This is a genomic window from Raineyella sp. LH-20 (assembly GCF_033110965.1).
Taxonomy (GTDB): Bacteria; Actinomycetota; Actinomycetes; order Propionibacteriales; family Propionibacteriaceae; genus Raineyella.
In genome coordinates, this window is sequence record NZ_CP137003.1 from 1,684,503 (window position 1) to 1,702,540 (window position 18,038).

Consider the following 18,038-nt stretch of genomic DNA (forward strand, 5'->3'; position numbering starts at 1 on the left):
ACGCCCCTCAACGTGGCAAACGTGAGGCCTTGAAGTGAGCAAACGTGAGCGGTGTTGATGCCGGTCTGGCAGGGGCGCCGGTCTCGGTTCAGCAGCTCCCGGCGTCAGCGGACCGTACGCTCTGGCTCACCCACACCCACCTGGCGACGCGTGACGACCTTCCCGGCCACGCCGCCGACCACGCCCAGCAGCGCACCCATCGCCAGTCCCAGTACGACCAGATGGCCGATCGCCCCGGCCATGGTCTCGAGGGCGAAGTAGGTGGCCATCTCCTGAGCTGTGCCGCCGCCCTGATCGGCCCATTCGGCGATGTTCAGCGGGTCGGCGAGCAGCAGCGGCATGCCGGCGACCACCACGATCAGGCCGGTCAGGCATGCCACCGCCCCGGTGGCCAGCCCGCACCAGAGGCCCGCCGTGACGCCGGAACGTACGCTACGCCGGCGCGCCCCCTCCCGTACGGCCATGACAAGGATGCCGGCCCCGACGAGTGCCCAGAACACGTTGTCGAGGATGTCGCGCAGCGGCAGGGGAGGCTGCGTCACGTTGTTCATGGCGATCTCGACGGTCCACAACAGCCCGAGGACCAGGCCCGCCGCCGTGCTCCGCCTCGGCAGCGCCTGCGCCGGCGCGGACAGATTGCGCGGCCACGAGGTCAGGCCCAGCATGGCGAGGATCGCGAGGAGGGCGGCGACGGCCTCGGTGATCCGCATCCCCCGCCCGTCGGCGGGCGACAGGTGCTGCAGTGCGGCCACGACCACCAGCAGCGCGCCGGCCGTCAGCACGCCGCGGAGGAGCAGATCGGGTGTCGGATGCTGCGTGGTGAGAGCCAGACGGTGCGCCACCAGATGCCCTCTCGATGGGAGACAGGAACTCGTGCCCAGCTTAGGAGCTGGTCCAGAGGTCACCGGGCCGTACGAACCCCGGCCTACGAACCCCGGCCTACGAACTGCGGCGTACGAACCACGGCCTACGAACCACGGTGCACCCAACGTCCTTCATGTCACCGCCAGCCGTCCTCCTCATCGCCCTCGTCGGCCTCGCCGCCGCAGCATCGCGGGACTTCGAGGCGCAGCAGGTCGATCGCCCGCATCACCTTCTCCAGGAATACCGGCGACGGATCCACCACGTACCGGCGCGGATGGGTCGACCAGGCGGCCAGGATGCGTTCGTCGATGGCCACCGCAGCCTCCGCCGATTCCACCCGCAGCGGGTTGCGATTGTTGTAGCCCTGCTGAGCGGTGGGCGTCCGCAGATGGATCACCGCGTCGTAGCGGGCCAGCTCGTGCTCCAACGTCGTCCCCACCGCTGCCCAGTACTCGTCGGGCTCACCGGGCCAGTAGGCGGCGCCGTCGACGGTGCCGCGATCGCACAGCACGATCGCCGGGTCGCGGCTCTCGCCGACCGCCTCCAGTTCCCGCTGCACGTAATAGATCGCCCGTTGCCCGGCCTGGCGGCACACCAGCGAGTCGTCGCGGGGGAACCCGCCGCCGAACACCACACCGGCCGACTCCTGCACGACGATCACGTGGCGGCAGAAGGTCTGGCGGGCGAGTTCGAGGAAGGCGGTCTTGCCCGCCCCCGGCCCACCGGTGAAGGCCACCCGCCGATGGTCGTGGGGGCCGGTGCAGTGGCAGTCCGTCATGGCGTCACCGGGCCGGGCGTCCGGGCACGCCGAGCCACCGTGGGACGCGCCGACGATAGGAGGCGTACGCCTCGCCGAAGCGCTCCTGCAAGGCCCGTTCCTCGGGCAGGATCTGGAACGCTGTGAGGATCCCGGCCAGGGCCGCGATCGGCGGGATCGCGCGGGCCGAGCCGAGCCAGGCGGCGTGGGTGACCAGTGCACCGGTGAGGGCGAGGTACATCGGGTTGCGGGTGAAGCGATAGACCCGCTCGGTGACCAGGACACTGGCATGCTCCGGGGCACCCGGGTGGAGCGTCGTGCCGCGCCGGACGAACTCGGCGACCGCGGCGATCCCCAGCACCGCACTGGCCGTGCCGATCGCGCCGGCGGCGAGGAACCGGGCCGGGCCCGGACGACGCCGGTAGCTCGGCCGGCCGGCCAGCAGCCACTGGGCCACTCCGAGTCCCAGGGTCCAGATCGGCGGCGGGATGCGCGTGTCGAGCGGCGTTGCCATGCACGGAGCCTAGTCCGCGGCGCGGTCGCCGGCTCGGGAAATCGTCGTCAGTGCGATGTCGATGCGCCCCTCGGTGAGCCCGCACCAGTCCGGGGCGGTGCCGGGGCGCGTACGCGGCATCCCGATGAAACTCGACCGCGCCACGCCGCCGTACACGAACGCGTCGCCGGACTCCAACAGCACCGTGCGATAGGGCCGCGTCGGGGTCTGCGTGTTCCCCAGCCGGAACTCGCCGGAGTCCCCGATCGACAGGATCACCACCGGCCCCGTCCCCTTCGGCCGGTGGACCCGCAGCGCCGCGCCGGGCGCCAGGTGGGTGACTAGCGCGCTGTCGGGCGTCCACTCGTCCGGGTCCGGCTCGGACTCCGTGGAGCTCGGCAGACCGCGTCGCAGAGCCCCGCGGGCGATGTCGATCACCCAGTCGGGCACCTCCGTCACGTGCCGGCGCAGCGTGGCGCCCCGGGCAGTGATCTGCTGGCCCGCCCAGCTGCGCGCCCCGGCGACGAGTCGCCGCTGCTGCTCGAGGGTGAGCAGGTCGGGCAGATGGGTGGCGTCGGGCCCCAGACGGCGGATCGGCCGATCCACCACGTCCACGGGAAACAACGCCTCCGCCTGGACCGACGCCGCCCGGGTCGACGCCACTCGGATCGTCCCCGCCTGGATCGTCGCTGTCCCGCCCATGTCGCTCCTTCTGGCCTCCGGCCGCCCACCACGGGCGTGCACGGCTTCAGCGGAAAGCGTACATATGTTCTAGCGCGGCGGTGTGACACGCGCCGGATCCGGAGCGTACGGAGCTGCGCCGACGTCCGATCCGGGCTGCATCGGACGGGTCGGCACCGGATAGGCCGTATCGGATGGGATGGCGCCCGCCCGACCGCATCTGCGGCGCCGACGTACCTCAGGCCACCGCGAACCGCAACGGCGGCCGGCCCACCTCGGCCCGGATGCCGTCGCTCACCGCGCTCAGCCACGCAGTCACCGAGGCGTACGCCTCCGGCGTATCGGGGTAGCGGCACCGTACGTGCATGCCGTCGTCGGTGAGCAGGAACCAGACCATCACCCCCTGCGTCGGCAGCGACGCCGATAGCTGATAGGGCGACAGCCCCGGCGGCAGGGTCACCGGCAGCCGGCGATTGTCCAGCCAGGACAGGGCGAACATCCCCGGCGCGGTCGGCATCCCGCCGTACGGCGCCATGATCGGCGCCAGCGGATAGGACCCGAGCGTGACCGCCTCCCTGACCGCGGCCGCGCAGTGGCGTACGTCCGGGGTGTCCGCCTCGAGCACGGAGTTGGTGATGAACCAGCCGACCGCGTCGCGCCAGCGCGGTTCGTCACGGCTGTGCACCGGCATCACCGCGCGCAGCGGGCCACCGGTGAGCGCGAGCGTCACCCGGGTCATCACCGACACGGTCAGCGGGAGCAGCCGGACGCCGAGCTCGCCGGCCCGCTCCGCGTACGCCGCCAACTCCTCGGTGTCGAGGATGTCGACGACCTCGACCACGTCCGGTCGCGGACGGGACACGTCGCCCAGCGACAGCGGAAACACCGGCATCACCCCGCCGGCACGGCGCAGGATCTCCGCCCAACGCCCGACGACCTCGGCCGGGGCCGGCGGCCGGGCCGCCAGCACGGCGGTGTGCTCGGCGAAGGCGGGGACAGCCGGCAGGCCCGCGCCCGGCGTACGCCCCGCGAGCAGGTCGTCGAGGATCGCGGTGAGATCGCGGACCAGCACCAGCATCGACCAGGCGTCGACATGGGCGTGGTCGGCCCCGATCACCACCGTCGGCCGGCCGTCACCCTCCACCAGCAGGAGGCGGTACGACGGCCGTTCGTACGGGGAGCAGGCGGTGTCCAGCACCGACTGGACGACCTCGGCGGGCCGCTGGCCCGCGGCGGGGAGATGGTCGACCCAGCTGCCGGGCAGCACCTCGACCTCATGCAGTCGCACGGCGGTGGTCGCATCGGTCGTGTCGGCGGCGCCGGTCGCGCGGCCGGTGTCGTCGGTGCTGTCCGCGTCGTACGTGCCGTCGGTGGCATCCGCGTTGTACGCGTCATCGGTGGCATCCGCGTCGTACGGGTCGTCGTCGGTGTCCGCATCGGTGGAGAAGACCGTCCGCAGCGTGCCGTGCCGGGCGATGACGGCATGCCACGCGGCGGCCAGCAGCTCCCGGTCGACCGGGACGCCCGGCGCGAAGACCTGCGGCGTGAAACCGACCCCCATCCAGGAGCCGGGACGCGACCCCACACCTACGTGGCGGCCTTGGTCGAACGATACCGGGAGCTCGCGGCCCTCGGCCGCGGACACCCGGAGGACGTAACTGCTCACTCGTCCCCGCTCCGGCAGGGGGAACGACCCGATGCTCGTCTGGCGCACGGCTCGTAGCATAAGCAGAACATGTGACAACGCCGGTCCGTGTGTTGAGTTGATGTAACAGATGTGACGAGAAGACGTAACAGGAGGGCCCGATGGCCCGATGGAACCTGACCGACCATACGACCGGTGAGCCCGTGTCGCTCGCCTATGACGATGAGGGGGAGGGGCCCGCGGTCGTCCAACTGCACGGATTGACCTCGAGCCGCGCCCGCGACCGCCTCCTCGGCCTCGACATCATCGCCGGGCTGACGGACCATCGTCTGATCCACTACGACGCCCGCGGGCACGGGCACTCGACCGGGCCGCGGATCCCCGGGGCGTACGCCTGGCCCCGGCTCGCCGAGGACCTGCTCGACCTGCTGGACCACCTCATCCCCGACGAACCGGTGCACGCGGTCGGCAAGTCGATGGGGGTGGGCACTCTGCTGCATGCCGCGGTCCGGCGCCCCGAACGGTTCTCCGGGCTGACACTGATCATCCCGCCGACGGCCTGGGCGAGCCGGGTCGCCCAGCACGACGCGTACGTCCGAAACGCCGACCTGATCGAGCGGCGAGGGCTGCGGCACTGGTCCTCGCTGGAGAAGCGGCTGCCGCTGCCGCCGGCCGTACGTCCCGACCGGCCGTTCACCCTGCCCGACGTGGCCGAGGACCTGCTGCCGACCCTCTACCGTGGCGCGGCGGCGACCGACCTGCCGACGGTCGGGGAGTTGGCCGACCTCGACCTGCCCACGCTGATCCTCGGCTGGCTCGACGACCCCTCGCACCCGCTGTCCACGGCACGGACCCTGCACGAGGTGCTGCCCGACAGTCGGCTGGCGATCGCCCGCACCCCGGCCGACGTCGCGACCTGGCCGGGCCGGGTCGCCGACCACGTGGACGCCGTGGCGGAGCGCGGCGCAGCGGGGGTGCGGGGGCGGCGCTGACCGTCTGGGTCGTCCGACCGGGGACGTACGGGGGCGCATGCTGCGTTCCCACGCTGGCGTGCGCCTGGGCCGTCCGACCGGGGAGCGTACGCCACCTCGTGCCGAGACCTCCGGTGGTGTTCCGCCCGGGTTCGCCGCTGGCTCGCACCACCCGACCGGGTCCTCGGGGCGCGGTGGATCAGGGCACCAGGATCCCGCGCCCGCGCAGCCGACCGGTGTCCAGGTCGTCCATCGCGTCGTTGACGGCGTCCAGCGGATAGGTCCGGGTCAGCATCTCGACTCGGCCGGCGGCGGTGAGGGCCATCAGTTCCACCAGGTCGTTGTAGCTGCCGACCAGGTTGCCGACCACGTTGCGTTCGGTCGAGATGACGTCGATCGCCGGGATGGAGATGGTGCCGCCGTACCCGATGATGAAGTCGCTGCCCGCCCGTCGGGTCATCGTCCAGCCCTCTCCCTCGGCGCCCTGTTCGCCGACGAAGTCCAGGACGACCTCGGCGCCCTTGCCGTCGGTGAGTTCGAGCACGCGTTCGACCTCCGTGCCGTCGGCGAGCACCGTCTCATCGGCGCCCCAGGCGCCGGTCAGTTCGAGGGCGGCCGGGTTGCGGTCGAGCACCACGATGCGGGTCGCGCTCATCGCTCGCAGGCACTGCAGGCCGAGGTGGCCCAGGCCACCGGCGCCGATGATGACGCAGGTGCTGCCCGGGTGCAGCAGCGGCAGGGTCTTCTTGACGGCGTGGTAGGCGGTCAGTCCGGCGTCCGCGAGGGCGGCCACGGCGGCCGGCTCGATCCCCGCCGGGAGCTTGACGACCGAGCGGGCGGTGGTGCGGAGGTACTCCGCCATCCCGCCGTCGGTGTCGATGCCGGGGAACTGCTGCGCCTCGCAGTGCACGTCGTCGCCGGCGCGGCATGCCCGGCAATAGCCGCAGGTGATCAGTGGGTGCAGGATCACCGGATCGCCCGGGTGCAGGTGCTCGACCGCCGAGCCGACGGCGTGCACCCAGCCGGCGTTCTCGTGGCCGAGCGTGTAGGGCAGGGCGACCTGGGATTTCGGTGCCCACTGACCCTCGACGATGTGCAGGTCGGTGCGGCACAGGCCGGCACCGCCGATCTTCACGATCACGTCGTACGGGTGACGGATCGTGGGCTCCGGCACGTCCTCGACCACGGGACGCACCGCGTACTGATGCAGACGGACCGCTTTCATGACGCCTCCGAAGGCCTCACCGACGATTGCTGTCACCGGTCAGCCTATCGACGAAGTGGCACCCACGGGCTCTGGACAGTGATTCATATCACGGGGAAACTCGGAGAAGGGCCGAGCACCGGTTCCTACCAGAGCCGGTGCCGGTTCCGACCAGAGCCGGGCACCGGTTCCCGGCAACGACGCCGACGGAGCGGAGAGCGATTCCCATGACACGTACGTCAGAAGAAGTGTTTGCGCATCACGGCCAGGCGCTGGGCGCCGAAAACCTCGACGACATCGTCGCGGACTATTCCGACGATGCCATCCTCATCGTCAATGGCAAGGTCTATCGGGGCAAGGATGGCGCCCGCCAGGTCTTCGTCCAATTGCTCAGCGACGTCCCTCAGGCCGAATGGGCCCTCAACACCGTCTTCGCCGACGATGTCCTCTACCTCGAATGGAAGGCCGTCGGCGGTGGCCGCAAAGTCGACGACGGCATCGACACCTTCATCTTCGCCGACGGCATGATCCGGGTGCAGACGGTGATCTACCACGCCGGCGCCGCGTAGAGCGCTCCTCCCGTGGCGGTCCCGCCCCCGACAGCCTCCAAGCGCCCAGACCGTACCTGTCGTGTTCATTCCCGCTCGGTCGCCCGTGAGGGAATGCGTACGACGGGTTCGGTTTGGCGTGTGGTCGGTCGTCCCTCCGCCCGCGGCGCCTCTCGATGGCTGTCGCAAGGGCCGGACCGGTGCTCCGGCGGGCGATCTTGTCCACAGGGCGCGGCAGACCGGGGCCGAGTGTCAACAGATTCCATCAGGGGCTGGCCGTTCCCCTCCGGGGCGACTGAGATGGTGGTGTGAACAGGCCCGAGCCTCTCCGACCACCCGCGCCGCCGCGGCTGGTGCGTACGCGCATCCTGGAGCAACAAGGTCGGACACGCGCTGACATTTCGCGATCGGCCAAGGCCAGCCGCCTCGTTCGCGTAGCCCGGGGCGTGTACCTCGAGAAGGACGTAAGTGAGGCGCTGGCACGGCATGTCGCCAGGGCGTACGCCGCAGCCCCTGGGTTGGCACCCGACATGGTGTTGAGCCACGAGACGGCGGCAGTGCTGCACGGGCTGACCTCCGACGCGTCCCTGGTCCCCTCGCTGCTCCAGGTGAGTGGGCCGAGCTCAGGCGCCGGGGCGACGCGTAAGTGGCGGAAGGTCCACGCCACCCGGTTGCCGCCGGAAGACGTCACGACGCTGTCCGGGGTCCCTATCACGACGGTGGCTCGGACGGTCGTCGACTGCGCGCGTACGCTGCCGTTCATCGAGGCCGTGCCGCTCGCCGATCGGCTGCTGCGGACGGGCGCCCGCCCCGAGGAGGTCCGTCTGGCCCTCATCCAGGTGGCTGATCGGCTCGCCGGCTGCAAGGGCGTCCAACTCGCCCGAAGTGTCATCGCCTTCGCCGATGCTGGCGCCGCGAACGGTGGGGAATCGACGGTGCGGGTGATTCTCTCCACCCTCGGCCTGCCGACCCCGATCGTGCAGTACCTCATCTGCGACCCGAAGGATCCGTACTTCAAGGCCTGGGTGGATTTCGCCTGGCCGGACCTGCACACCGTGCTGGAGTTCGACGGATTGGTGAAATATAGGGCCGGCAACCCCTCCGGGCGCCCAGGTCATGACGTCCTCATCTCGGAGAAGCGGCGCGAAGATCAGCTGCGGGCCCTCGGGTGGCACATCGTACGGATCACCTGGAGCGATCTCGGTCGTCCCGAGTGGATCGCGGTCCAGCTCCGCCAAGCGTTCGCTCGGGGTGTCCGCGGATAGTCGTGACCCGCTGGGCCGGTTGGGCCGGGTGCGTCGGCTGGGGTGTGTCGGCTGGGGTGGCCCGGCGGGTGTGTCGGCTGGGTGGCCGGATCGACGCCCTCGCCTGCCAGACCGTACCCGTGGTCTGCATACCCTCCCGGTCGCCCGAGTGGGAATGAATACGAAGCGTACGGTCTGATACGTAGCGTACGGTCTGCGTCGGGCGTCGGCGTCGGGCGTCGGGCGTCGGCGTCGGGTGCCGAGGCCGGGCCGGCGGCACCGCAGCCTGGGCTCGCGCAATGGAGCATCCGTCTAGGCTCGCCCTATGGAGCATCCGTTGATGTTCGACCCGGACGACCCGTTGTTGCACCGGATCCGCGCGATCGCGCTGAGCTTTCCCGGGGCGGCGGAGAAGGTCAGCCATGGCAGGCCGACGTTCTACACCACCAAGGTCTTCGTCTATTACGGTGCGTCGATCAAGATCGACGGCGAATGGATCCAGCATCCGGAGTCGTTCGTCATCCATCCGGACGACGCGGAGCTGGCCGCCCTCGAGGCGGAGGAACGATGTTATCGGCCCGGCTACCTTGGTCCGAGTGGATGGATCGGTGTCGACCTGACCGATGACACCGATTGGGCGGAGGTTCGCGAACTCATCGAGGCCTCCTATCGTGAGACTGCTCCGGTCCGGCTCATCGCCGAACTCGACGCGCGATCGTTGGCCGACGGCGACCCCGAGGCACACGCGGAACGCTGAGGGCTTCGTGACGCCGGTGTCACGCGTCGAGCTGATCGTCGGGCTCGACTACCCGCGGTGGTTCTCCCTCCAGCGGCTCGTGCGACGTACGATCCGCCGGCTCCTCACCGGTGAGGAGATCTGCAACGGCAACCGCGAGACCTGGGGCAATGCGTTCGGGTGCGACTCGATCATCCGGTGGCATTTCCAGACCTGGCGGGCCAAACGCGAACAGATGCGGACCTGGGCGCGGGACCCGGAGGCCCCACGAACGCTGCTTTTCGGCAGTCCCGCGAAGTTGGGAGCCTGGATCGATGCCGGTGCGGGCATCACCCGCCCCCGGTGATCGCCACTGCCGACAGCCACCGTGAGCCGAATCTGACGCTTCAACCAGAGGGCGACTCCGACGCGCTGCGGCGACCCACGCAATGACACCGATCGGTGGGGGCGAATAGGCAAGGTGCCGCTGTGGCGCGCCAGATTCGGCTCACTGATCTGCCGTGCCCCCGGAGTTTGGCTCGGGCCTTTGGTCCAGAAGGTCCTCTCGTCCAGAAGGTCCTCTCGTCAGGTGGGCGCCTCGCTGATCCGCGTGTCGCTGATCCGCGTCATTGGCGCCCGGGAAGTCCGCGCTCCCGGGAATATCCCCCTCGCGACCGAGGTTGAGCCTATGTCGCTCAACTTTGGGGGAGCGGTGGGCTGGCAAGGGCTGATCGCCCGCGCCGGCCCCTGAACAGTGGCAGGCTCGTGAGGGGAGTTCGCTCCCGAGCCCAGCCGAGCCGGAGAACAAAGGACACATGGACGCCAACAAGCTCACCACCAAGAGCCGTGACGCGTACTCGACCGCCGTACGCAATGCGCTCACCAACGGCAACCCGAGTGCCGAGGCCGTGCACCTGTTGCACGCGATGCTGATCACGCCGGACAGCACCGTCGGGCCGTTGCTGGAGTCGATCGACGCCGATCCGCGGACGATCGATGCCGAAGCGGAGCGGGCGATCAAGCGCCTGCCGGCGGCCTCCGGATCGTCGGTCTCCCAGCCGACGCTGTCCGGGGCGCTGGCCCGCGTCCTCGCCGACGCCGAAACCCGGGCCGAGAAGCTCGGCGACACCTATATCGCGACCGAGCACCTGCTGATCGCGCTCGCCGCGATCGACTCCTCGGCGAAACAGATCCTCACCGCGCAGGGCGCCACCGCCGACGCCCTGACGAAGGCGTTCCAGGACGCCCGCGGGTCCAAGCGGGTCACCTCCGAGGGCCAGGAGGGCACCTCGAGCGCGCTGGAGCAGTACGGCTACGACATGACCGCCGCGGCCCGCGAGGGCAAGCTCGATCCGGTCATCGGGCGGGACCAGGAGATCCGGCGGGTGATCCAGGTGCTCGCGCGACGTACGAAGAACAACCCGGTGCTGATCGGTGAGCCCGGCGTCGGCAAGACGGCGGTGGTCGAGGGGCTGGCTCAGCGCATCGTCGCCGGCGACGTGCCGGACTCCCTGAGGGGACGACGGCTGATCAGCCTCGACCTCGGCGGCATGGTCGCCGGCGCGAAGTACCGCGGCGAGTTCGAGGAACGGCTGAAGAGCGTGCTCGCCGAGATCAAGGACGCCGAGGGGCAGATCGTCACGTTCATCGACGAGATCCACACGGTGATCGGCGCCGGCGCGACCGGCGATTCCTCGATGGACGCCGGCAACATGCTGAAGCCGATGCTGGCCCGTGGCGAGCTGCGGTTGATCGGCGCCACGACGCTGGACGAGTACCGGGAGAACATCGAGAAGGACCCGGCGTTCGAGCGTCGCTTCCAGCAGGTGTTCGTCGGCGAGCCGAGCGTGGAGGACTCGATCGCGATCCTGCGTGGCCTGCGGGAGCGCTACGAGGCGCACCACAAGGTGGCCATCACCGACCAGGCGCTGGTCGCGGCGGCGACCCTGTCGCACCGCTACATCACCGGCCGCAAGCTCCCCGACAAGGCGATCGACCTGGTCGACGAGGCGGCGTCCCGGCTGCGGATGGAGATCGATTCCTCCCCGGTGGAGATCGACGAGCTGCGCCGCAAGGTCGACCGGCTGACGATGGAGCAGATGGCGCTGGAGAAGGAGTCCGATCCGGCCACCCAGGAGCGGCTCGCCCGGCTGAACGCCGAGCTGGCCGACACCCAGGAGCACCTGCGCGGCCTCGAGCAGCGGTGGGAGGCCGAGAAGGAGGGCCTCAACCGGGTCGGTGACATCCGTCAGCAGATCGACGAGCTGCGAGTGGCCGCCGACAGGGCGCAGCGCGAGGGTGAGTTGGCGCGCGCCTCGGAGATCCTCTACGGCGAGATCCCGGCCCTGGAGAAGGAGCTGGTCACCGCCGCCGAGGCGGAGAAGAACGCCAAGCCGATGGTCTCGGAAGAGGTCACCGCGCAGGACATCGCCGAGGTGGTGTCGGCCTGGACCGGCATCCCGGTCGGGAAGATGCTGCAGGGGGAGTCGGAGAAGCTGCTGCACATGGAGGAGTACCTCGGCAAGCGGCTGATCGGCCAGTCCGAGGCGGTCACTGCTGTCGCGGATGCCGTACGTCGTTCGCGGGCCGGGATCTCCGACCCGAACAAGCCGACCGGTTCGTTCCTCTTCCTCGGCCCGACCGGCGTCGGCAAGACCGAGCTGGCGAAGTCGCTCGCGGAGTTCCTCTTCGATGACGAGCAGAGCATGGTCCGCATCGACATGAGCGAGTACTCCGAGAAGCACTCGGTCGCCCGGCTCGTCGGTGCCCCTCCGGGGTACATCGGCTACGAGGAGGGCGGTCAGCTGACCGAGGCCGTACGCCGCCGTCCGTACTCGGTGATCCTGCTCGACGAGGTCGAGAAGGCCCACCCCGAGGTGTTCGACATCCTGCTGCAGGTGCTCGACGACGGCCGGCTGACCGACGGTCAGGGGCGTACGGTCGACTTCCGCAACACGATCCTGATCCTCACCTCGAACCTCGGCTCGCAGTTCCTCGCCGACCAGTCGTTGTCCGCGGACGCCAAGCGTGAGGCGGTGATGGGGATCGTCCGTGCGTCGTTCAAGCCCGAGTTCCTCAACCGCCTGGACGAGGTGGTGATGTTCGCGCCGCTGACCCAGGAGGAGCTGACCCGCATCGTCGACATCCAGCTCGGCCGGCTCAACCGGCGGATGGCCGATCGTCGGATCAGCGTCGCTGCCACCCCGGCGGCGACGGAGTGGCTGGGACTGATGGGCTTCGACCCGGTGTACGGCGCCCGCCCGCTGCGCCGGCTGATCCAGTCGACCATCGAGGACCAGCTGGCCCGCGCGGTGCTGTCGGGTCGGCTGCACGAGGGCGACAACGTCGTCTTCGATGTGACGGACGACAACGAGGGCCTGGAGATCGTCGAATCGGCGCTGACCGGCGCCGGGGCGGTGGCCGGCACCGGCGACCAGCTCACCGATCGCCGGGATGATCTGGCCGGCGGGACGAACTGAGCCTGCTGGCCCGAGCGGGCCGGCCGGTCGGCGGGCTGGACTCAGCCGGCTGGGCGGCCCGCGCCGAGGGCGCTCGTGCCGGGGCGGCCCGCGCCGAGGGGCGCTCGTGCCGGGGCATACCGCGCCGAGGGGCGCTCGTGGAGTCGATCCATGGGCGCCACTCGTCGTCGTACGTCACCGACGCGACGTACGCCCCGAGCTCTGGAGGGCGCAGACGGCCCGCCAGGACATCACCGACACGGCGGACAGACCTGCGGCGATGGACAGCGCGGACAGGAAGGAGTTGATCGACAGCACGCTGCCGAACGATCCGATCGACCCGATGGAGAAGGCCGAACCGACCGAACCGATCGAGGCGAACGAGTTCTTGGAGGCGATGGACAGGACCGAGTCCTGGGAGGCGATGCTCCACTTCGAGCCGGAGTGCGGACGGTGCCGTGTCGTGCTCATGCGTCCATTGAACCGGCTCGGCCACCGAACTGTCTCGGGTGATGAGCGGGACTGTCTCGGCCACCGAACTGTCTCGGCCACCGAACTGTCTCACGTGAGCGGGACTGTCTCGGGCAAAGGGCGAGCTGTCCCGGCCATCTCGTGTTCCGCGGTTCCTCGCGTCGAGGTGGTCACGGCACCTCCCTGCACGGACAGGCTCAGCGGACGCTCCGGCGCCCTCCCCCTTCTCACACACAAACGCTCAGCTCTTCACCTCGCCCACGCGTTCGTGCTGAATGACGGACACATATGCACGGGCGAAGTGCAGAGGTCTGCGAATGTGTCTGAGCCGGTACGTCGGGATGGGATCCGACTCCATCCACACCGGTTCACCCCCGGCCCCCCGTCGCGGCCAGGGCCACGTGAGGAGCGGGAAGCCCGTCGCGGCTGACTCACCATGATGATCGTCGTGTTCTTGGTGAACTGGGCCCCGCTCAGGAGAGGATGGGGACCGGCCGAGGCACCGCTCGGGGGATGTGGCGGGGGCCGGACACCAGGAGGGGGACAACGATGTCGCAAGGCGAGCCCGAGGTGGGACCGCGCGAGCCCGAGGTGGGACCGCGCGAGCCCGAGGTGGGACCGCGCGAGCCCGAGGTGGGACCGCGCGAGCCTCAAGTGGGACCGCGCGAGCCGGAGGAGTCGACGACCGACCGGCCGCAGCGTCCGGGGATGGACCGTACTCCGGCCCCGGCCTCGCCGCTGCGGGCCCGGCCCCGAGTACTGACCCTGGTGATGGGCCTGTTCTACGGCGCGGTGGGCGTCGGCATCGTCGGCGTGGTCAGCGCGTTCCTCTGGCGGTCGGACAGCAGAACGGGCCTGTTGGACGCGATGGCCGGCTCGACGGCCGACCCGGGGAGCAAGCAGCAGGCCGCCGACATCGTGCTGTACGGGTCGATCGGCGCGCTGGCGCTGCTCCTCGTCGTCGAGCTCGCGCTCATCGCACGTCTCGGGACCGGGCGAGCCGGCGCCCGGCCGGCGCTCACCATCATCGTCCCGGCGCACTTGGTGGTGGTGTTCCTGGTCCGTGACGTCGTACGGAGCCAGGGGTGGCAGGGCACGATCGTCGAGGCGAGCCTGATCATCCAGGCCGCGGTCCTCGTCGTGGCGGTGGCGCTCAGCTGGATCCGCCCGATGGGGCGCTGGCTGCATCGTCGTTCGCGGGCGTCGACGTCGTAGGCGTGTCCGGGCGGGTGCCCGGCGCTGGTGCACCGTCGGGCACCGCCGGGCGGCCCGGCGCCGTCGGACCGGCCGGCATCGCCGCGACCATGTCGACATCGAGGAGCAGCGCCTCGCAGGTCCGGGTGAGCGTCTCGGCGCACTCCCGCACGGCGCGCACGGCGAGGGGGTCGGCCGCCACCCGTCGCCAGCGCGCCAGCGCCTCGAGCGCTGCGCGGCGGACGTCCTCGGCGGTCGGGTCGGATCGGCGCTGCGCGGTGGGCGCCGCAGCGGACGGCGCGGTGCCGCGGTCGCCCGCACGCCCGGCCGGCGCTGACGGGTCGTCCTCGGCAGCTCCGGTCAGGCCCAGCCGGGTGGCCGGGGCATCCCCGTACGCTCCGGCCAGGCGCAGCGCCTCGGCGACCTCCTCCGGGGACAGCCCGGGTGGGCCGCCGGCGCTCAGCCAGGTGACCAGGCGCAGTTCTCGCAGGTCGTGCGCCGCCAGCACGGTGGCCTCGAAACGTCGCGGCAGCTCGGGCTCCGGGCACGGCCCGGCGGCCAACAGGCGGCGCAGGCCGGTGAGCGCGGTGCTGGCCTTGAGCAGCTCCGCGGCCCGGGCGTAGGTGTCCACCACGGCCTGCTGCAGGGCGGGCAGACCGCTGCGGCGCAGCAGCTCGTCGGCCAGCGACATCGGCTGATCGTGACCGTACGGCAACAGCACCATCGCCAGCCGGATCCCGAACAGTCCCAGCCGGTCGACCAGGGCCCGGCGGGCGTCGGGCGCCACGTCCGGATCGGGTGCGGTGACGAATCGCTGCGCCGACAGCATCAGCAGTTCGCGGCGCTCCTTGGGCATCGCCGCCAGCTGTCGCAGGCTCTCGAACTCGGTCTGCCGCAACGTCTGCGCTCCCTGGGCGACCAGACCCGCCAGCGGCAGCACGCCCTGGCAGACCGGGCGCACCCGAGGATCGCGGGCGTACGTGGTGGCCATGTCCTTGGCCTTGATCAGGGCGTCCAGACCACCACCGCCGACCTCGTCGGCGCGGGACAGCACGCCGATGACGTTCATCGGCCGGTCCTCGGCGGCGCTCGACGGGTTGGACTGCCTCCGGAACTCCTCCAGCACCGCGAGGTCGTCGGCCTGGCGGTGTCGCATCAGGTAGATCAGCGCATCCACCCCCGGCCCGGTCGACGGCGCTGCCGCACCGGTCGGGGTGACCAGGTCGAGAGTGCGCTGGGAGGCCTCCACGGTGAGCGACCCCAGGCCGGGGGTGTCGATCAGCGTCATCTGCGCGAGCACGGGCGCCGGCCAGGCCACCTCGATCCGCGCCACCTCGTCCGGGCGGTGCCCGGCCAGGTCGAAGGACAGCCGTCCCTCCACCCGCCGCAACACCAGCGGCTGCGTACGCCCATCGGTCAGGAACAGCCGGGCCGACGGGGTGGCCCCGTGCACGTACCAGGTCGACACCAGCGTGCACTCGCCGGCATCGGTGGCAGCGACCTCCTCCCCGAGCAGCGCGTTCAACAGGGTCGACTTGCCGGCCTTCAGCCGGCCGGCGATCGCCACCCGGAGCGGTTCGTCGAGCCGGCGCTGCAGCCGTCGCACCGTTTCGGCGGCCGAGGGATCGGTGGCGTACGCCCGGGCGGCCGCGGCCAGCAGAGTCCGGGTCGCCTCCGGAGTGGAGGGCGTACGCTGCCCGGTCCACGTGATCGCCGCCTGCGTTGCCTGGGTCTGCGTTGCCGGCGCCTGCGTTGCCTGGGTCTGCGTGACCGGCGCCGGCGTTGCCTCGGGCTGCGCGCTCATGCCGGCTGTCCCATCAGCTTGCGGCCGCCCTGGGCGAGTTGTTCGGTGGTGGCCAGGAAGCGTTGCAGGTCCGCGATCCGTTGAGCCCGCTCGGCGGTGCCCTGTCGGGCGACGGCCTTGGCCGACGCGATCGATTCGGCCATCGACCGCTGCAACTCGCCGGCCACCTCGGTGTAGTGGTCACGCATCGCACGCTGGACGACCCGCAGGCGATCCTTCATCACCTTGAGCACTTGGAACTGCACGTCGTCGAGCCGCCGGCGGACGATCGTCTTGGCTTCCCCGCGGCGTCGGGCCAGCCGGTTCTGGCGATCCTCCACGTACGCCTTGCCGCCGAGCAGCACTCCGGCGCCGATCGAGATCGGGTTGATCAACGCCATCCCCGCCATGCCGGTGATCAGGCCGAACATCAGCACCCCGCCGTACGAGCCGCGCATACCGATCAGCAGCTTCTGGGTCAGGTGCACTGCATGCATGTCGAGTTCGGACATCGACGGCACCCGTTCCAGCACCCCGGTCGTGTCGGAGATCTGCGCCACCGGCATCGCGTCAGCGGCCGAGGCGGAGAAATGCTCGGCGACCTGTTGGGCGAGCCAGCGGGTGCTCTCCTCGGCCCACAGGAAGCTCTCCGCCAGGGCCGAGTTGACCCGCTCGTCGAGCCAGCCGCCGAACTCGTCCCACATGGTCGCCGGATCATCGGCGTCGATGGCCGCTTCGGCGTCGCGGATCACCACCCGGAGCCGCTCCCGGACGTCGTGTTCCAGATCGGAGACCAGATCGGCCATGCCGTCGCCGAGCGCGACCTGCCAACGCGCCGAGCGCTCGCGCAGCGCCTGGGCCTCGGCCTGCGCCTGTTCCAGCGTGCTCAGCACCTCGGGCAGCCGGCTCGGATCCTCCAGTGCGGACAGCTCCGGCTGCCAGGCCGCGCGAAGGTTGTCGGTGACGGACAGCACGTCGTTGGCGACCGTACGGGCGGTGAGTCTCCGTGCCTGTCCGACGATGTCCTCGCGCAGGTGGCGGACCAGCTCCGGGAAGCCCGATTCGTTGTGGAGCTCGGCGTCGCTGTGCTTGATGGCCAGCTCGCGCAGCCGCGACGAGACGGCGATCACCGGCAGATCGAGGCCCGCCCGCTGCAGATGTCGGCGGTCGAGCTCGACGATCTGGGCCCAGTCCACATGGGCGTCGGTCTTGGTGATGATGCAGGCGGCGTTGGGACAGCTGCGCAGCGCAGTCGTCAGGAAGGCCAGCTCTGGGGCGGTGAGCTCCCGGGACGCATCGGAGACGAAGAGCAGGGCGTCCGCAGCCGGCAGGGCGCTGGCGGTGGCCCCCGCATACCCGCTGGTGAGGGTGCCCACCCCGGGGGTGTCGACCAGTTCCAGCCCGCCGTCGAGGATCGTCCGCGGGATCGCCGCCTCGGCGTACGCCACCCGCTCGGTGTTGTCCGGGTTGGCGCGCTCGCTGGCGAAGGCGGCGAGCTGGTCGAGGGGCACCGGCCGGGAGCGGGTCGGCTCGTCGCCCAGGGCGCCGGCGAGCCCGACCTCCCCGGGTGCGTGGTCGGCGAGCACCAGCCGCGCCGCCGGTGGATCGCCGTACTTGACGACCGTCGGCACCGTGGTCGCCGCCTCGGCGTCGACCGCGCACACCGGTGCGGTGACCAGCGCGTTCACCAGGGCGCTCTTACCCTGCTTGAACTCCCCGACGACCAGCACCCGGACAGCAGGGTCGGCCCACCGACGCCGCGTCCGCGCCAGGCGGTCGACGAGGTCCGTACGGTGCGCCTCGGTGGCCAGGTCGACCGTACGGTCGACGAATTCCTCGATCTTCATCGGATCCCCCCAGTTCAGTCGGCGGCGCTGCCGGCCCGATGTGGTCCCCATCATGCCCGGGCGTCGGTTCCCGCGGGGGCCGGCGGACGCCACCGCACCAGCGGACGCCACCGCGCCACCGGACGCCGTCGCGCCACCGGACGAGGAGGCGGCTCGGCAGGGA

The 18,038-nt window shown here is 70.8% G+C and carries 15 protein-coding genes and 1 pseudogene; 7 read left to right on the plus strand and 9 right to left on the minus strand.

Features of this window, described 5'->3' with window-relative positions; all coding sequences use genetic code 11:
• Positions 1-104: 104 nt before the first annotated feature.
• The 5 genes from R0146_RS07265 to R0146_RS07285 form a co-directional block, all read right to left on the minus strand.
• A complete protein-coding gene (locus R0146_RS07265; RefSeq protein ID WP_317692196.1) occupies positions 105-842 on the minus strand; it encodes a hypothetical protein in 738 nt (245 codons plus the stop codon).
• A 158-nt stretch (positions 843-1,000) separates the two neighbouring features.
• Positions 1,001-1,600: an ATP/GTP-binding protein gene (locus R0146_RS07270; RefSeq protein ID WP_317692197.1), complete on the minus strand. Its 600-nt coding sequence runs from the start codon at positions 1,598-1,600 to the stop codon at positions 1,001-1,003.
• Positions 1,601-1,646: 46 nt separating this feature from the next.
• On the minus strand, positions 1,647-2,135 hold the full coding sequence (locus tag R0146_RS07275) for a methyltransferase family protein (RefSeq protein WP_317692198.1): 489 nt from the start codon (positions 2,133-2,135) through the stop codon (positions 1,647-1,649).
• 9 nt (positions 2,136-2,144) lie between these two features.
• Positions 2,145-2,816 carry an alpha-ketoglutarate-dependent dioxygenase AlkB gene (locus R0146_RS07280; RefSeq protein ID WP_317692199.1) on the minus strand — a complete coding sequence of 224 codons (672 nt, stop codon included), beginning with the start codon at positions 2,814-2,816 and terminating at the stop codon, positions 2,145-2,147.
• Positions 2,817-3,033: 217 nt separating this feature from the next.
• Positions 3,034-4,509: a peptide synthetase gene (locus R0146_RS07285; RefSeq protein WP_317692200.1), complete on the minus strand. Its 1,476-nt coding sequence runs from the start codon at positions 4,507-4,509 to the stop codon at positions 3,034-3,036.
• A 92-nt stretch (positions 4,510-4,601) separates the two neighbouring features.
• On the opposite strand from R0146_RS07285, the gene R0146_RS07290 reads away from it, so the two are divergent.
• Complete coding sequence (locus R0146_RS07290) at positions 4,602-5,432, plus strand: alpha/beta fold hydrolase (protein ID WP_317692201.1); 831 nt, start codon at positions 4,602-4,604, stop codon at positions 5,430-5,432.
• Positions 5,433-5,610: 178 nt separating this feature from the next.
• Here the strand turns inward: R0146_RS07290 and R0146_RS07295 are convergent, their stop codons facing one another.
• Complete coding sequence (locus tag R0146_RS07295; RefSeq protein ID WP_317692202.1) at positions 5,611-6,636, minus strand: NAD(P)-dependent alcohol dehydrogenase; 1,026 nt, start codon at positions 6,634-6,636, stop codon at positions 5,611-5,613.
• Between the two features lie 206 nt (positions 6,637-6,842).
• On the opposite strand from R0146_RS07295, the gene R0146_RS07300 reads away from it, so the two are divergent.
• The 5 genes and pseudogenes from R0146_RS07300 to clpB form a co-directional block, all read left to right on the plus strand.
• Positions 6,843-7,184, plus strand: coding sequence for a nuclear transport factor 2 family protein (locus R0146_RS07300; RefSeq protein ID WP_317692203.1), 342 nt, complete (start codon positions 6,843-6,845; stop codon positions 7,182-7,184).
• A 425-nt stretch (positions 7,185-7,609) separates the two neighbouring features.
• Positions 7,610-8,428, plus strand: coding sequence for a hypothetical protein (locus R0146_RS07305; protein WP_317692204.1), 819 nt, complete (start codon positions 7,610-7,612; stop codon positions 8,426-8,428).
• A gap of 304 nt (positions 8,429-8,732) precedes the next feature.
• Positions 8,733-9,164 (plus strand): MmcQ/YjbR family DNA-binding protein, encoded by a 432-nt coding sequence (locus R0146_RS07310; protein ID WP_317692205.1) that lies wholly within the window; start codon positions 8,733-8,735, stop codon positions 9,162-9,164.
• 7 nt (positions 9,165-9,171) lie between these two features.
• Positions 9,172-9,489, plus strand: coding sequence for a hypothetical protein (locus tag R0146_RS07315; protein WP_317692206.1), 318 nt, complete (start codon positions 9,172-9,174; stop codon positions 9,487-9,489).
• A gap of 448 nt (positions 9,490-9,937) precedes the next feature.
• Positions 9,938-12,511 (plus strand): annotated as a pseudogene (clpB, locus tag R0146_RS07320) (ATP-dependent chaperone ClpB); the annotation flags it as partial.
• Positions 12,512-12,775: 264 nt separating this feature from the next.
• Here clpB and R0146_RS07325 read toward each other — a convergent pair.
• Positions 12,776-13,051, minus strand: coding sequence for a hypothetical protein (locus tag R0146_RS07325; RefSeq protein ID WP_317692207.1), 276 nt, complete (start codon positions 13,049-13,051; stop codon positions 12,776-12,778).
• 708 nt (positions 13,052-13,759) lie between these two features.
• Between R0146_RS07325 and R0146_RS07330 the strand changes: the two genes are divergently transcribed.
• On the plus strand, positions 13,760-14,266 hold the full coding sequence (locus R0146_RS07330) for a hypothetical protein (protein WP_317692208.1): 507 nt from the start codon (positions 13,760-13,762) through the stop codon (positions 14,264-14,266).
• On the opposite strand, the gene R0146_RS07335 is transcribed toward R0146_RS07330, so the two are convergent.
• Together R0146_RS07335 and R0146_RS07340 are read right to left on the minus strand one after the other, a co-directional pair.
• On the minus strand, positions 14,205-16,049 hold the full coding sequence (locus R0146_RS07335; protein WP_317692209.1) for a dynamin family protein: 1,845 nt from the start codon (positions 16,047-16,049) through the stop codon (positions 14,205-14,207). The genes R0146_RS07330 and R0146_RS07335 overlap by 62 nt on opposite strands.
• The gene (locus R0146_RS07340; protein WP_317692210.1) at positions 16,046-17,875 is read right to left on the minus strand and encodes a dynamin family protein; all 1,830 of its coding nucleotides are present in this window, start codon (positions 17,873-17,875) and stop codon (positions 16,046-16,048) included. The genes R0146_RS07335 and R0146_RS07340 overlap by 4 nt, the downstream gene beginning before the upstream one ends.
• Positions 17,876-18,038: the final 163 nt, after the last annotated feature.